At 70.9% G+C, this 15399-nt stretch carries 16 protein-coding genes and 1 pseudogene; 11 read left to right on the forward strand and 6 right to left on the reverse strand.

Annotated elements, in window-relative coordinates; all coding sequences use genetic code 11:
- Positions 1-6 precede the first annotated feature (6 nt).
- The 4 genes and pseudogenes from HLK59_RS50735 to HLK59_RS02610 all read right to left on the reverse strand — a co-directional run bounded on the left by HLK59_RS50735 (position 7) and on the right by HLK59_RS02610 (position 3601).
- Entirely contained in the window at positions 7-486 is a 480-nt protein-coding gene (locus HLK59_RS50735; protein WP_240982155.1) for a hypothetical protein, read from the reverse strand.
- Positions 487-811: 325 nt separating this feature from the next.
- Positions 812-1036, reverse strand: a pseudogene (locus tag HLK59_RS50740) (alcohol dehydrogenase catalytic domain-containing protein); the annotation flags it as partial.
- 32 nt (positions 1037-1068) lie between these two features.
- Positions 1069-2304, reverse strand: a complete 1236-nt coding sequence (locus tag HLK59_RS02605) for a cytochrome P450 (protein WP_171139521.1) — start codon at positions 2302-2304, stop codon at positions 1069-1071.
- Between the two features lie 97 nt (positions 2305-2401).
- Positions 2402-3601: an acyl-CoA dehydrogenase family protein gene (locus HLK59_RS02610; RefSeq protein WP_171139522.1), complete on the reverse strand. Its 1200-nt coding sequence runs from the start codon at positions 3599-3601 to the stop codon at positions 2402-2404.
- Between the two features lie 151 nt (positions 3602-3752).
- Between HLK59_RS02610 and HLK59_RS02615 the strand changes: the two genes are divergently transcribed.
- From HLK59_RS02615 to HLK59_RS02635, 5 genes are all read left to right on the forward strand, one after another.
- A complete protein-coding gene (locus tag HLK59_RS02615) occupies positions 3753-5228 on the forward strand; it encodes an FCD domain-containing protein (RefSeq protein ID WP_171139523.1) in 1476 nt (491 codons plus the stop codon).
- A gap of 73 nt (positions 5229-5301) precedes the next feature.
- Entirely contained in the window at positions 5302-6450 is a 1149-nt protein-coding gene (locus HLK59_RS02620) for an acyl-CoA dehydrogenase family protein (RefSeq protein WP_171139524.1), read from the forward strand.
- Positions 6451-6460: 10 nt separating this feature from the next.
- Entirely contained in the window at positions 6461-7228 is a 768-nt protein-coding gene (locus HLK59_RS02625) for an SDR family NAD(P)-dependent oxidoreductase (protein WP_171139525.1), read from the forward strand.
- Positions 7225-8403, forward strand: coding sequence for an acyl-CoA dehydrogenase family protein (locus HLK59_RS02630; protein ID WP_171139526.1), 1179 nt, complete (start codon positions 7225-7227; stop codon positions 8401-8403). The genes HLK59_RS02625 and HLK59_RS02630 overlap by 4 nt, the downstream gene beginning before the upstream one ends.
- Positions 8400-9383, forward strand: coding sequence for an NADPH:quinone oxidoreductase family protein (locus tag HLK59_RS02635; RefSeq protein ID WP_171139527.1), 984 nt, complete (start codon positions 8400-8402; stop codon positions 9381-9383). The genes HLK59_RS02630 and HLK59_RS02635 overlap by 4 nt, the downstream gene beginning before the upstream one ends.
- 7 nt (positions 9384-9390) lie before the next feature.
- Here HLK59_RS02635 and HLK59_RS02640 read toward each other — a convergent pair whose 3' ends face one another.
- On the reverse strand, positions 9391-10254 hold the full coding sequence (locus HLK59_RS02640; protein ID WP_171139528.1) for a mycofactocin-coupled SDR family oxidoreductase: 864 nt from the start codon (positions 10252-10254) through the stop codon (positions 9391-9393).
- A gap of 132 nt (positions 10255-10386) precedes the next feature.
- Between HLK59_RS02640 and HLK59_RS02645 the strand changes: the two genes are divergently transcribed.
- Genes HLK59_RS02645 through HLK59_RS02660 form a run of 4 tightly spaced genes read left to right on the forward strand, consistent with a single transcriptional unit; the run spans position 10387 to position 12789 of the window.
- On the forward strand, positions 10387-11532 hold the full coding sequence (locus HLK59_RS02645) for an amidohydrolase family protein (RefSeq protein ID WP_171139529.1): 1146 nt from the start codon (positions 10387-10389) through the stop codon (positions 11530-11532).
- Entirely contained in the window at positions 11529-11765 is a 237-nt protein-coding gene (locus tag HLK59_RS02650; RefSeq protein WP_171139530.1) for a hypothetical protein, read from the forward strand. Before HLK59_RS02645 ends, HLK59_RS02650 begins: the two co-directional genes overlap by 4 nt.
- A 7-nt stretch (positions 11766-11772) precedes the next feature.
- Positions 11773-12585 (forward strand): mycofactocin-coupled SDR family oxidoreductase, encoded by an 813-nt coding sequence (locus tag HLK59_RS02655; RefSeq protein ID WP_171139531.1) that lies wholly within the window; start codon positions 11773-11775, stop codon positions 12583-12585.
- Between the two features lie 15 nt (positions 12586-12600).
- Positions 12601-12789 (forward strand): ferredoxin, encoded by a 189-nt coding sequence (locus tag HLK59_RS02660; protein ID WP_171139532.1) that lies wholly within the window; start codon positions 12601-12603, stop codon positions 12787-12789.
- A 58-nt stretch (positions 12790-12847) separates the two neighbouring features.
- On the opposite strand, the gene HLK59_RS02665 is transcribed toward HLK59_RS02660, so the two are convergent.
- Positions 12848-13720 carry a VOC family protein gene (locus HLK59_RS02665; RefSeq protein WP_171139533.1) on the reverse strand — a complete coding sequence of 291 codons (873 nt, stop codon included), beginning with the start codon at positions 13718-13720 and terminating at the stop codon, positions 12848-12850.
- Positions 13721-13888: 168 nt separating this feature from the next.
- Here HLK59_RS02665 and HLK59_RS02670 point away from each other — a divergent pair, with 168 nt between their 5' ends.
- Complete coding sequence (locus HLK59_RS02670; protein ID WP_171139534.1) at positions 13889-14749, forward strand: alpha/beta fold hydrolase; 861 nt, start codon at positions 13889-13891, stop codon at positions 14747-14749.
- A gap of 8 nt (positions 14750-14757) precedes the next feature.
- A complete protein-coding gene (locus HLK59_RS02675; RefSeq protein ID WP_171139535.1) occupies positions 14758-15348 on the forward strand; it encodes a TetR/AcrR family transcriptional regulator in 591 nt (196 codons plus the stop codon).
- Positions 15349-15399 lie beyond the last annotated feature (51 nt).

Below are 15399 nucleotides of genomic sequence, written 5' to 3' on the forward strand. Positions count from 1 at the left end.
GCCGCTTCAGAAGGTCACGACGACCTTCTCCGCGGCCCCCGGCGTCAGGGCCAGCTCGAAGGCCCGCTCGACCTCGTCGAACGGCACCCGGTGGCTGATGAGCTTCGCGAACCGGTCCTTGTGCCGGGCGAGTTCGGCGGTGACCTCGAAGATCTCCGTGGGGTAGCCCTGCGAGGCGATCAGCGTCAGCTCGCTGCGCAGCATGCCGCCGAGGTCGATGGCGTCGGACTTCTTCTGTACGGCGACCATGACCAGCTTGGCGTGCCACTTCGCGGAGTCGATCACGGTCTGGAAGACGGCCGGTACTCCGGCGGCGTCGATGTAGACGTCGGTGCCGGGCCGGGGCTGCCCGAGGGCGTTGGCGGCTTGCCCGTGCAGCTCGGTCAGGCGTTCCGGCACGTTCTCCGTGCCCGAGTCGATGACCGTCCGCGCCCACCGCCAGCGCGGTCTCCAGCCGTTCGGGAAGGACGTCGGCGACGACCACATGCTCCACCCCGCGCAGCTTCAGCCAGATCGTCGCACCGAGCCCGATGGGCCCGGCACCGAAGACGACGACCTTGTCGGTGGGCTTCGCCCCGGAGCGGTTCACGCAGTGCCGGGCCACCGCCATCGGTTCGTTCAGCGCGGCCACGTCGAAGGGCAGTTGGTCCGGGAACACCGCCACGCTCTTGCCGAGGACGGCGTTCTCGACGAGCAGGTACTCGTTCATCCCGCCCAGTGGGCCACCGCAGCCGATGATTCCGGACGGCGCCGCCTGCGGGTCCAGGACCACCCGGTCACCGGCCTTCAGATCGGTGACCTCGGCACCGACCTCGACGATCTCACCGGCGGGTTCGTGACCGAGCGGCAGCGGGACGACCGAGCCGTCGGGGGTGTACGGGGTCCCGCCGGACCGGACGAAGAACGTGTCGGTGCCGCAGATGCCGCAGGCGCGGATGCGGACGAGGGCGTCCTTGGGGCCGGGCACGGGGCGCTCGGTCTCCACGATCTCGATCTTGTTCTTCGCGCCGGTCAGGACGGACTTCATGGTGGCCATCGAGGCGGCTCCTTTCGCGGACGGCGGTTCGGTCACCAGGTGACGGGCAGCTCGTAGATGCCGTAGGCCTGCGAGTCCTCCTTGAACTTCAGCTCCGAGACGTCCACGGCGAGCCGCAGCGTAGGAATCCTGTGGAACAGGGTGCTGAACACGACGTGCAGTTCGATGCGGGCCAACTGCTGTCCGACGCACTGGTGCGGACCCCAGCCGAACGCGTGGTGGTGGGCCGCGGAGCGCGTGAGGTCGAGCCTGGCGGGCTCGGGGAAGGCCTCCGGATCCCAGTTGGCGGCCGGGAGCGAGGCGATGACGCCCTCGCCGGCGCGGATGACCTCACCCTCGATCTCGATGTCCTCCACCACCGCCCTCCGCGCCAGCAGATGGGGGATCGTGAGATAGCGCAGCAGTTCCTCGACGGCCTTCGTCACGTACTTCGGGTCGTCCGCGTGCTCCCGCAGCTCCGCCAGCTGGCCGGGGTGCTCCAGCAGCAGCGCGGTGCCCAGAGTGATCATGTTGGCGCTGGTGTCGTGGCCGGCGACGAGCAGGATGTGCCCGAGCGCCGCCGCGTCGGGCATGGAGAGCGCGCCCTCCTCGACCTTGGCGCCGAGGTCGGACAGGACGTCCTCGCCGGGATCCGCCGTCTTGGCCTCGATGAGGCCGGTGATGTAGCGGCGCAGATCCGCCGTCGACCGTGCGGCCTCCTCCGGCGTCTTGAACCGGGCGTTGGTGACGCCGGCGTGCTCCTGGAAGAAGTCGTGGTCCTCGTAGGGCACCCCGAGCAGCGCGCAGATCATGAGCGAGGGCAATGGCAGGGAGAGCGCCTCGTTGAGGTCCACGGGGTTGGGGTCCGCGAGCATCTTGTCGATGAGGTCGTCGGTGATCCGCTGGATCTCCGGGCGGAGCTTCTCCATCCGGTGCCGGGTGAACGAGTTCGTCAGCATCCGGCGCCACCGCGTGTGCTCGGCGCCGTCGGTGTTGTTGATCGACGGCTGCATCTGGGCGGCGTGCGCCTTCATGGCCTCCGTCGTGTGCGGGTAGCCGGGCGCGCCGATGTTCGCGCTGAGCCGCGGGTCGGTGAGCAGTCGGCGCTGGGCCTCGTGGGAGGTGACGAGCCAGGGGGTGGTGCCGTCCCAGGTCCTGGCCCGGCGCAGGGGCTTGCCCGTGTCATGCAGTGCGAGGAGGTCCGGCGGCGGTGCGAACGGGCACCGGCCGGACCGGGGGGAGGGGAACTCCGGCAGTTCCCCGGCGGTTGCGGACACGTTCTCGGTCATGGCTTCCTCGCCTTTCTCGTGGCTGCCGCGAAGATTACGACGACCGGTCGGTACAATCAATAACTCGCACGAGGTGCCGGAGACCGGCGATCAAGGGTCAGCTCGCCGCGCGCGGCATGCCTAGGCCGCGCTCGGCGACCTGGGTGCGCAGGACCTCGTTCGCCCCGCCCGCGATCGTGTAGGCGCGCGAGTACAGGTGGGCGTCCTGCCACCAGCCGTCGGCCACCGCCTCCGGGTCGTCCTCGGTGAGCAGGCCGTCCGCACCCTGGAGCCGCAGACCGAAGTCCACCAGGTCGTGGTTGAGCTCGCTGAAGAAGATCTTGCCGAGGAGGGCGTCGACGGGCCGCTCCGAGCCGTGCAGCATCCGTGACTGGGCGAGGGCGGTCATCGCGGCGTTCACCTGTACCCGCGCGGCGAGTTCACCGACCGCCTGCCGGGTGGCGGAGTCGTCGAGCGCGGGCCGCCCGCCGACCGGCGTCCGCGCGGCGAGCGCCACAAGGTCCTCCAGTACGGCGGACAGTTCGGCACCGCGCGCGGCCACACCGGAGCGCTCACGGCCGAGGCTGCTCATCGCGACCCGCCAGCCGTCGTCGACGCGGCCGATCACGTTCGCGGCCGGGATGCGCACGCCGTCGAGGAAGACCTCGTTGAAGTCCGTGGTCCCGGTGAGCTCGCGCAGTGGCCGCACCTCGACGCCCGGGCTGCGCATGTCGAGTGCGAACGCCGTGATGCCCTTGTGCTTCGGGGCGTCGCCGTCGGTACGGGCGAGCAGATACCCCATGTCGGCGTGCTGGCCGTTGGTCGTCCACACCTTCTGGCCGTCGACCACGAACACCGCGTCGTCGCCCTCGCCCTCACGGACCGCCCGTGTCCGCAGCGCCGCCAGGTCGCTGCCCGCCTCCGGTTCGCTGAACAGCTGACACCACACGTCCTCGCAGGAGCGGATGCGGGGCAGGAAGCGCTCCTGCTGCTCGTCGCTGCCGAACTCGATCAGGGCCGCCGAGGCCAGCGACGCCGCGCCGACCGGCGGCCAGGTGCGGGCGCGGGCGATCTCCTCGGCGACGACGGACGGTTCGAGCGGGTGGGCGTCGGGCCGACCGCCGTACGGGGCGGGCCAGTCGATACCGAGGAAGCCCGCCCCGTACAGCTTCGCGGTCCACTCCCGGATCGCCGGCATCAGCGCCGGCTCGGGTGCCCGCACCCCGGAGTGCCTCTTGACGCCGGGCGAGTGTTGCGCCACGAAGGCACGTACCTTCCTTCGGAACGCCTCCAGTTCGGGCATGGACTCCAGTCGCATCGCGGAAGCTCCTTGTGGTCGAGCGGGTCGCCGTGCGGCTGCTGCCCGAAAATGAGTATACTTTAACCGTGGTGTTGGCCTGTCTGCCAGTGCCTGGCATCTGTGGTGAATAGACTGGGGATCCGCAATATCCCCTCAGAGGAGTTGGCCCATGGCGACTGCCGTCGACCGCGAACCCGCCGACGGCGAGGCCGGCGTCCCGGTGGGCAAGCTCGCCGCGCAGACCGCGCAGCGCATCGAGGCGACCGTGATCCGCCGGGGCTGGCCGGTGGGCGAGTCGCTGGGCTCCGAGGTGGACCTGCGGGAGCAACTCGGCGTCAGCCGGGCGGTGTTGCGTGAGGCGGTACGGCTGGTCGAGCACCATCAGGTGGCCCGGATGCGGCGCGGTCCGGGCGGCGGCCTGATCGTCTGCGCCCCCGACGCGGGACCGGCGACCCGGGCCATGGTGATCTACCTCGAGTACGTCGGGACCAGCGTCACCGACCTGCTCCAGGCCCGTCAGCTCCTCGAACCGATCGCCGCGGGCCTGGCCGCCGAGCGGATCACCGAGGAGGGCATCGCCACGCTGAGGGCCACCCTCGACTCCGAACTCGCCCACAACGACGACCCGTCGGTCCATTCGCAGGACCCGCTGCACCCGGTGCTCGGTCAGTTGTCGGGCAATCCGGTGCTCCACCTGTTCATCGACGTGCTCACCCGCCTCACCGCCCGGTACGCGCACACCTCCCGGCGTATCTCCAAGGCGGAGATGCACGCGGCCAAGGAGGTCTCGCAGCGCGAGCACCGGGCCGTCGTCGACGCGGTCGTCGCGGACGACGGGGCGCGCGCCCAGAGCGAACTCACCGCCCATCTGGAGTCGGTGGCCGCCTGGATCGAGAAGCACCGGGTGCGCCGCGGCGGACAGCGGATCTCCGGGAGCGTGGTCGAGCCGGAACTGGTCGAGGGGCCGCGGGCCAAGCTCGCCGAAGTGGTGGCCGCCCGGATCCACGACGACATCGCCGCGCGAGGCTGGCAGACCGGCATGGTCCTCGGCTCGGAGGCGGACCTGCTGGCCCGCTACGAGATCAGCCGGGCCGTGCTCCGGGAGGCCGTACGGCTGCTGGAGTACCACTCGGTCGCCCGGATGCGCCGCGGTCCCGGTGGCGGCCTGGTCGTCACCGAGCCCGAGCCGCAGGCGAGCATCGACACCATGGCGCTCTTCCTGGAATACCAGGGCGTCACCGCCGACGACCTGCGGATCGTTCGCAACGCCATCGAGCTCGGCGTCGTCGCCAGGGTGACCGCCCGGCAGGCCGAGGGCGACACCGAGGTCGCCGAGCGCCTCGGGAAAGCGGTCCGCTGGGCCACCGAGGGCCCGGCCGACGACCTCCGCAAGGCGGACCTGTTCCACTCCGAACTGGCGGCGCTGGCGAACAACCCGGTGCTCTCGCTCTTCCTCGCCATCATCACCGAGCTGTTCCGTCGCCACGCGTCCGGCCATGACCGGCCGCTGCCCGGGGACACGGCGGCCGACGAGGTCCGACACGTCCACCAGCGGATCCTCGACGCGATCGTGCAGGGCGACGCGGGGGTCGCCCGCCATCGGATGCGGCGGCATTTGGATGCACTCATTCCCTGGTGGCACTGACCCAGGATCCCGATTCTCTGGACCGGGAGGACTAATTACGTATACTCAATAGGGTCCGATCGAAGGAGATTCGATGCGCCGGACCCTGTTCGAGCAGGATCACGAGGACTTCCGCCTCCTGGTCCGCGACTTCCTGGCCCGCGAAGTGCTTCCGGTGTACGAGGACTGGCGACGCGCCGGACTCGTCCCCCGCGACCTGTTCACCGCACTGGGCAAGCTGGGCATCATCAGCACGGCCGTCCCCGAGGAGTACGGCGGAGGAGGCCGGGACGACTACCGCTTCAACGTCGTCCTCCAGGAGGAGTGCGCCCGCGCGGGCGTGACCCTCGGAGGTCTGCGGACCCACCTCGACATCGTCGTCCCGTACTTCACGGGCCTCGCGAACGCGGAACAGCGGGCCCGCTGGTTCCCGGGGCTGGCCTCCGGCGAGCTCTACACCGCCATCGCGATGAGCGAACCGGGCACCGGCTCCGACCTTGCGGGCGTCACGACCCGGGCGGTCCGCGACGGCGACCACTACGTGCTGAGCGGCGCCAAGACCTTCATCACCGGCGGCCACCACGCCGACCTGGTGATCGTCGTGGCCCGCACCGCCACCGACCCCGACGACCGGCGCGCCGGACTGTCCCTCCTCGTGGTGGAGAAGGACATGCCCGGCTTCACCGTGGGGCGCAGACTGGAGAAGCTCGGCCTCGCCGTCCAGGACACCGTGGAACTGTCCTTCGACGACGTCCGGGTCCCCGTCGCGAACCTCCTCGGCGAGGAGGGCGCCGCCTTCACCCTCCTGGGCCGCAACCTGGCCCAGGAACGGCTGGCCATCGCCGTCGGCGCCGTCGCCCAGACCCGCGCCGCGATCGACCTGACCCTCACCTACGTCCGCGACCGCACGGTGTTCGGCCGCCCGGTCGCCCACTTCCAGAACACGAAATTCGAACTCGCCGCCATGTCCACCGAGTCGGAGGCCGCCCAGGCCCTGCTGGACGCGGCGATCACCGCACTCCTCGCCGGCGAACTGACCCCGGCCGACGCGGCCAGGACCAAGCTGTTCTGCACCGAGACACAGGGCCGAGTCGTCGACCGCTGTCTCCAACTGCACGGCGGCTACGGCTACATCCTGGAATCCCCGATCGCCCGGCTGTACGCCGACGCCCGGGTCACCCGCATCTACGGCGGCACCAGCGAGGTCCTGAAGACCATCATCAGCAAGTCCCTCGGCCTGTAAGGAGTTTGGCGTGAACATCGACGGATCGTCGGCGCTGGTCACCGGAGGCGCCTCCGGCCTGGGACTGGCCACCGCACGCCGCCTCATCGACCGCGGCGGCCGTGTCGTCCTCGCCGACATCTCCGAGGAACAAGGCGTCAAGGCGGTCGCCGACCTCGGCGAGGCGGCCCGTTTCGTCCTCGCCGACGTCACCGACGAGGCCGCGGTCGGCGCGGCCCTCGACGAAGCACGGCAACTCGGCCCGTTGCGCTGCGTCGTGCACTGCGCCGGACGCGGCGGCGACCGCACCCGGATCATCGACCGCGACCGCACCCCCGGTGACCTCGACACCTTCGCCGAGGTCATCCGGGTCAACCTGATCGGCACCTACAACGTGCTGCGGCTGGCCGCCGCCCGCCTCTCCGGCAACGACATCGTCGACGGGGACCGCGGAGCCATCGTCCTGACCGCCTCCGTCGCCGCCTTCGACGGCCAGATCGGCCAGACCTCCTACACCGCCGCCAAGGCGGGCGTGCACGGCCTGACCCTCGTCGCCGCCCGCGACCTCGCCAGCTGGCAGATCCGCGTGAACACCATCGCCCCCGGCATCATGGACACCCCCATGCTCGGCCGGCTGCGCGAGGACATCCGCGACGGCCTCGCCGCGACCGTGCCCCACCCCAAACGCCTCGGCGACCCCGACGACTTCGGCCGCCTCGCCGTCGAGATGCTGGAGAACCCCTACCTCAACGGCCAGACGATCCGCCTCGACGGCGCCATCCGCATGGCCCCGCGATGACACCGCCCGAGACCGACGACCGGTTCCGCGCCCGGCTGCGCGCCTTCCTGACGGAGCGGCACCCCGGCCGGCGCCCCAAGGACCCCGCCGAACGCCTCGCCTGGCGGAAGAGGTGGCTGGCCACGCTGTACGACACCGGACACGCCGGCCCGAGCTGGCCGCGCGAGTACGGCGGCATGGACCTCTCCTTCGCCCACCAGGTCGTCTACCAGGAGGAGTACGCCCGCGCGAGGGTCCCAGGGCCGCTGGGCACCGGACTCGGCATCGCCGCCCCCACCCTCATCACGTACGGCACGCGGGAGCAGAAGGACCGCTTCCTGCGCCCCATGCTGCGCGGCGACACGGTCTGGGCACAGGGCTACTCCGAACCGGAGGCCGGCTCGGACCTCCCCGCGCTGCGCACGACGGCACGCCGTGAAGGCGCGGAGTACGTCGTCAACGGGCAGAAGGTGTGGAACAGTTCGGCCGACATCGCCGACATCCTCTTCACCCTCGTCCGCACCGGTCCTTCCGACTCCCGCCAGGACGGCATCAGTTACCTGCTGATCGACGCGCACGCCCCCGGCGTGACCGTGCGCCCGCTGCGGGACCTGACCGGGGACGCGCACTTCTGCGAGATCTTCCTCGACGACGTCCGTGTGCCGGTCGCCGACAGGATCGGCCCGGAGAACGGCGGCTGGCCCCTGGTCCGCACGAGCCTCGGCCACGAACGCGCCGCCGGAGCGATGAACCAGGCCGCCCTGTACCGGCGTGTGCTCGACGAGCTGATCGCGCTCGCCCACGAACGCGGAGCCACCGCCGACCCCCTGATCCGCGACCGGCTGGCGGACTTCGAGATCCGGGTGACCATCATGCGGCTCACCGGGATGCGGACCATCGCCGACATCATGGCGAAGGGGGAGCCGGGCCCCGCCTCCTCGACGGCACGGCTCTTCATCGTCACCTTCGAGCAGGAACTCCACGAGTTCGCCCTGGAGTTGCTCGGCCCCTACGGCGTTCTCGGCCGCCGCGACCCGCACGCCGTCCAGCGCGGACGCTGGGTCTGGGGCTTCCTGCGCACCCGTGCCTCGACGATCGGCGCGGGCACCGCCGAGATCCAGCGAAACACCATCGCCGAACAGGTGCTGGGCCTGCCCCGGGACCCGGCGATGCCGACCACCGGAAGGGCACGATGAGAGCAGCGCGCTGCACGCGGTACGGCCTCCCGGACGCCCTGGAGGTCGTCGACCTGGACGACCCCGAGCCCGGTCCCGGCGAGGTCCTGGTCCGGGTGCACGCCGCCGCGGTCAACTACCCGGACCTCCTGCTCGTCTCGAACCGCTACCAGGTCCCCGCACCGCTGCCGTTCACCCCCGGCAGCGAGTTCGCCGGAGTCGTGGCCGCCCTCGGCCCCGGCGTGACCGGGCCCCCGGTCGGTACGACGGTCGCCGGGGCGGTGCTCACGGGCGCGTTCGCCGAACAGGTCGTCGTGCCCGTCGCCGGTCTGCGCCCCGTCCCCGACGGGCTCGACATGGTCCACGCCGCCGCCTTCCACGTGACGTACGCGACCGCCTACCACTCCCTGGTCACCGTCGGACAGGGCGCGGCGGGGGAGTGGGCCGCGGTGCTCGGGGCCGCGGGCGGCGTCGGCAGCGCGGCCGTCGACATCGCGACCCGGCTCGGGATGCGCGTCGTCGCGGCGGCGTCGAGCGAGGAGCGGCTCCTGGTCGCGCGCAAGCTCGGTGCCGAGGCCGGGATCGACTACGTCCACGAGGACCTCAAGACGCGGATCCGCGAGGTGACCGGCGGCCCGGGCGTCCACCTCGTGGTCGACCCGGTGGGCGGCGACCACGCGGAGGCCGCCCTGCGCGCGCTGCGGCGGGGCGGCCGGTTCGTGACCGTGGGATACGCCGACGGGAGGATCCCCCGGATCCCGCTGAACCTGGTGCTGCTCAAGGACGCGGTCGTCCGGGGCTTCGAGATCCGCATGCTGCGCCAGTACGCCCCGGACGCGGTGGCCGCCGGCGACCGGGCGCTCGCCCGGCTGGTCCGGGACGGGATGCGCCCGCTCGTCTCCCGCGTCCACCCCCTCGCCGAGGTGGCCTCCGCCCTGACCGGCGTGGCGGAACGCCGGACCACCGGCAAGGTGGTCATCGACATGGTGGGCGGGGCGTGAACCCGGATCAGAACGTGGGCAGTTGCGGACGCCGCTTGACGTAGCCGCCGGCGTCCACGCGCATCTGCATCCCGGTCACGTACCTCGACTCGTCCGACACCAGGAACAGCACCATGTCGGCGATGTCCTCCGGCTCGACGTACGGGACACCGAACCCGGTCGTCGCGGGGAAGGAGGGCAGCGCGTCCTCACGGGTCGGGTGCTCCAGGTCGGGCCGGAACGAGCGGTACATGAGGTCGCTGTTGAGCATGTCCGTGTTGACGTTCGTCGGGTGCAGCGCGTTGACCCTGATCCGCCGGGACGCGAGGACCGTCGCCAGGTCGTGCACGAATCCGGCGACCTGGCGCTTGGCGAACGAATAGCCCAGTCCGCCGGGCCCGTTGGCCGGGTTGTCCGTGGTCGCCGGGATCAGCCCCGCGATCGATCCGGTCGCGATGATCGAGGCGCCGTCGGGCAGATGGGGCAGGGCCGCGTCGACCGCGTGGACCACTCCGTTGAAGTCGACGGTGACCGCGTCGAGGAAGGCCTGCGCGCTCTGCCCGGGCCCCAGCGGGCAGATTCCGGCCTGGGCGACGACCGCGTCGAGACGCCCCAGCTCCGCCACCCCCTCGGCCACGGCGGCCTTGAGCGCCGCGGGATCCCGGACGTCGGCCTTGCGGGCCGCGATGCGCCGGCCGAGCTTCTCGACCTGCCGGACCGTCTCCTCCAGGTCCGCCTCGGTGGCCAGCGGGTAGCCGTTGGTGGCGATGTCCTCGCACAGGTCCACGGCGATGATGTCGGCTCCCTCGGTCGCGAGCCGTATCGCCTGGGCCCGGCCCTGGCCGCGCGCGGCCCCGGTGATGAAGACGACCTTGTCCTGCACTCGACCCATGGGGTCTCCTTCCGTCGAATAAAAGAGTAGCCTTAATGGGGGAGTTGGTGGCACGGATCCCGGTCATCGAGACGCGATCAGTACACGCAATCTGCCCGGTGTTAGAGAGTTCCGAGACCGAGGGAGCGCAGAATGCCGTTGCAGCCATGGATGAAGTTGCTGTCGACCGACGATCATCTGATCGAGCCCCCGCGACTGTGGTCGGACCGCCTCCCGGCGAGGTTCCGGGACGTGGGCCCGCGCATCGTGGAGCAGCCGAGGGGGGAGGGGCAGGCGCCGGCCGAGGTGTGGGTCTACGAGGACCGGGTCTACCCCTACATCGGCCTGAACGCCGTCGCGGGCAAGAAGCCCGAGGAGTTCGGCCTGGAGCCGACGCGCTACGACGAGATGATCCCGGGCTGCTACGACCCGAAGGCCCGCATCCGTGACATGGACCTCGACGGAGTATGGGGAGCGCTGTGCTTCCCGTCCTTCCCGGGGTTCGCGGGCACCGTCTTCCTGGAGGGCCAGGACCGTGAACTCGCCCGGCTGTGCGTCCAGGCATGGAACGACTTCGTGCTGGACGAATGGTGTGCCGGCGCACCGGGCCGGCTGATCCCCCTGGTGATCCTGCCGCTGTGGGACGTCGAGGCCTGCGTCGCCGAGATCCACCGGACCGCGGCCAAGGGCGCCAAGGCGATCTCCTTCCCGGAGAACCCGGTCCCGCGAGGCCTGCCGTCCTTCCACACCGACCACTGGGACCCGGTGTTCTCGGCCGCCGAGGAGACCGGGCTCCCGCTCTGCCTCCACTTCGGCACTTCGGGCAAGCCGCCCAGGACCGCCGAGGACGCCCCGTTCGCCGTGACGATCGCGCTGTTCGGCTGCAACGCCATGTACGCCACCGCCGACCTGCTGTTCTCCCCGGTGCTGCACAAGCACCCCAGGCTGAAGATCGGCCTGTCCGAGGGCGGCATCGGCTGGATCCCCTACCTGCTGGAACGCAGCGACGGCACCTGGGAGCGGCACCGCTTCTACCAGAACGTCAACCAGAACGTGCGGCCCTCGGAACTGTTCCACCGGCACTTCCACGGCTGCTTCATCGACGACCGGTTCGGCGTGGAGATACGCCATCACGTCGGCGTCGACAAGATCACCTGGGAGTGCGACTACCCGCACTCCGACTCCTACTGGCCCAAGAGCCGTGCGTACGCGGCGGAGGTCCTGGCCGACGTACCCGACGAAGAGGTGCATCAGATGGTGGAGCTGAACGCCCGCCGCCTCTACAACCTCCCCGCATGAGCCGCCGCCCGGAGTCCGAGCGCTCCGACTGGACCGACCTCGACCTGCTCACCCGGGAGGAGGCCCACGGCCGGCTGCGCACGGAGATCGCCGAGACGGAGGCACGGCTCTCCGCGCTCGGCGACTCCGCGCTCGGCGCGTCCGACGGGGCCGAGCGTGAACTCCTCCGGTCCCGGCTGCGCGCCCTGCGTGAGGCCGCCGAGGACCTGATCGACCACCCGACGAAGGACTGAGGCCGCCATGGGGCGTGTGGAAGGCAAGGTCGCGCTCATCACCGGCGCGGCGCGAGGGCAGGGCCGCTCCCATGCGGTGCGACTGGCCGAGGAAGGCGCGGACGTCGTCGTCACCGACGTCTGCCACGACATCAGTGACGAACTGCCGTACCCGCTGGCCACGAAGGAACAGCTCGAGGAGACAGCGGAGTCGGTCAGGAAAACGGGCCGGCGGTGTCTCGCCGTACAGGCCGATGTCCGGTCGATCGGCGAGACGCGAGCCGCCGTCGACGCGGCGCACGCGGAGTTCGGGCGGCTCGACATCGTCGTCGCCAACGCCGGCGTCATGAGCTCGGGCGCCGCCTGGGAACTGACCGAGGAGGTCTGGGACGTCGTCATCGACGTCAATCTCAAGGGCGCCTGGAACACGGCGCGGGCCGCGATCCCCTCGATGATCGAGGCGGGGGAGGGCGGCTCGATCGTCATCATCAGCTCCGCGGCGGGCATCCGCGGCCATGTGCCGTACGCCCACTACGTGGCAGCCAAACACGGCGTGGTGGGCCTGATGAAGGCCCTCTCCAACGAACTGGCCCCGCACCGTGTCCGGGTGAACACCGTCCACCCCACCGGGGTGAGCGACACGGGCATCAGCGTCGGAGTCCCGGTGGAGGAACTCGCCGCGCGCGAGCCGCTGTTCGCCCTCGCGGCCATGAACCCGCTCGCCCCCTGCGTCGAACCCCGGGACGTGTCCAACGCCGTTCTCTTCCTCGCCTCCGACGAGGCGCGGTACGTCACGGGCCTCCAGTTCACCGTCGACGCGGGATCGACCAACAAGCCGTAGAACGGAGTGGGTTGGATGAAGATCACCATCGACACGTCGTCGTGCTCCGGGCACGCCCGGTGCGCGGCGGCCGCGGCCGGGCTGTTCCGCCTGGACGACGACGGCTACGCGCTGCCGCTCGACGGCGAGGTGCCCGAAGGCCTCGAAGGGGCCGCCCGCGACGGTGAGCGGGCCTGTCCGGAACGGGCGATCACGGTCGGATGACAGGACTGAGCCCCACGGTCCCTGGCCGTGGGGCTCAGTCGTCTCCGCTCGCCGCGGCTCAGCCGGCCGGCTGCGGCGGCGGCGAGAAGTGGTGGCCCCAGAACGCGCCGTCCGTGATCTCGTAGACGGGCACGGGCTCCGGCACCTTCAGACCGTTCCAGCCGAACTCGACGGCGTAGTTCTCCGGCGACCACACATAGAACGACACCATGCGGTCGTTGGTGTGCTTGCCGAGCGAGTGCATCATCGGGATGTCCTGCTTGGCGGCCCGGTCGAGGGCCAGCCCGACGTCGTCCAGGGTCGCCCCCTCCACCATGAAGTGCAGCAGCCGCCCCGGACCCGGCATCGGCGTCACACCGAGCGTGTGGTGCCGCGCGTTGCATCCCATGAACCAGGTCGTGCCGCCCGGCGACTTCATCGTGTTGCGCTCGATGAAGCCCAGCACATTGACATAGAAGTCGAACGTGGCCCGGGCGTCCTCGGCGGAGATGATGGCGTGCCCGAAGCCCATGTCGCCGGTGACGAACCGCGAGACCAGCGGGGTGCGCACCGGTACATGGTCCAGGACGGCCCCGTAGAACAGCTCGACCGGGTTGCCGCCGGGGTCGTTGAACTTGGCGAAGCCCGTGACCTTCCGCTCCGCGGCCTCGGCCTCGGTGCCGGCCGTCACCTTGATCCCGGCCTTCTCGACATCCGCGACCAGCAGTGCCAGCTGCCGCTCGTCGAGAACCTCGAAGCCCAGTGCCGTCATCCCGGGCTGGGCCCCCGGGGAGACCACGATGCGGGCCGGGTAGTCGTCCATCCGGAAGGACAGCGACTCAAAGTCGCCGTCCCCGACCGGCATCAGGCCGAGGAAGTCGGCTCCGAAGGCCTTCCACTTGTCGAGGTCGTTGGACTCCAGACGCAGGTACCCGAGTGAGCGAACACCCATCAGGTCCTCCCCTCACATCACATTCGGTCAGGTCCGGGGCGGCCCGTCGGGGCCCCGGTATCGGTACGTCCGTGACGGTAGACAGCCCGGCCCGCCCGCCGCCGGTGCCGTCCCACTGATCGGGAGACGCACGGCGACCGCCCTCCCGTGGGTGCCACGGTGAGTGTCATGACACTCAGCTACGAGGACACCCTGCGCGAACTCCCCACCGACGACGGCACCCTGCGCTATCACGAGGCGGGTGACGGACCTCCGCTGCTCCTGCTGCACGGGTCGGGGCCGGGCGTCAACGGCTGGCGCAACTACCAGCACAACCTGCCGGTGTTCGCCGAGCACTTCCGTTGCCTGGCGCTGGAGTTCCCCGGCTTCGGAGTGAGCGACCCGACCGCCGAGAACCCGATGGCGGCGGCCCCCAAGGCCGTGCTGCGCTTCCTCGAAGGACTCGGCCTCGACCGCGTCGACGTCATCGGCAACTCCATGGGCGGCTTCGTCGCGGTGGGGCTCGCGGTCGCCCACAAGGACCTCTTCCGCAGGGTGGTGACCATCGGCGGCGTGGGCCGCAACCTCCTCTCCCCGGCGCCCAGCGAAGGCCTCAACCTGCTCGTGGAGTTCGCCGAGAACCCCACCCGGGACAACCTCGTCCAGTGGCTGCGGTCCATGGTCCACGACCCGGCCCTGCTCACCGAGGAGCTCATCGAGCAACGCTGGGCCAGCGCCACCGAGCCGGAGACACTGGAGGCCTCCCGCCGGATCTACGGCCGTCAGGCGATGGCCGCGATCCAGGCCGCCCAGGCCCAGTCCGACCAGCCCGTCTGGGCCGCGCTGCACAAGGTCACCTCGCCCACCCTGCTGACCTGGGGCCGCGACGACCGGGTCACGCCCCTGGAGAACGCACTGCTGCCGCTGCGGACCATTCCCAAGGCCGAACTGCATGTGCTGCCGGACTGCGGGCACTGGGCGATGATCGAACAGAAGCAGGCCTGGGAGAGCGCGGTCCTGGCGTTCCTCACGCGGCCGGAGTCCGGCTGAGGACGGCGGTGCGGCCCCCCGCTGCCCCCGCGTCCGCGCGCCAGGCCGCCCGCCGGGTCCGTATCCTGCGCGCCGCCTCCGACCTCGCTTCGCGCGAGGCGCTCACCGACGTGCAGATGCACGACGTGGCCAAGGAGGCGGGCGTCGCGATCGCGACCCTGTACCGCTACTTCCCGTCCAAGCCGTTTCTCTTCCTGGCGGTCCTCGAATGGCACATCGAGCAGTTCCTCGGGGACCACGACGGGGACGACGACGGGGTGCCGGCCCTGACGCACACGGATCCGGTGACCGAGATCGCCGAGACCCTCGTCGCGCTCAGCGGCAAACTGCTCGGCAACCGCCTGCTGGCCTCGGCGGTGGCGCTGTCGTCGTTCTCGGAGTACGCGAGCGCCGTCCCGACCAAGGTCGACATCGTCGAGCGGGCGCTGGGACAACGCCTCCTGCGCCTGCTCGGGGACCGCGCAGAGGCACGCGGCAGGGTGCGGCTGCTCGTCTACAGCTGGTGGGGCCTGTTCGTGGCCGTGCTGACCGAGGAGATCTCCACCGAGCAGGGGGAGGCGGACCTGCGGCTGGCCGCACGGCTGATCGTGACGTCGTAGCGCACAGCACTCCGGCCCGGGACACCCGTGGGTGTCCCGGGCCGGAGTGTC

Origin of the sequence: Streptomyces sp. S3(2020), assembly GCF_013044505.1 — a bacterium.
In the GTDB taxonomy this organism is placed as follows: domain Bacteria; phylum Actinomycetota; class Actinomycetes; order Streptomycetales; family Streptomycetaceae; genus Streptomyces.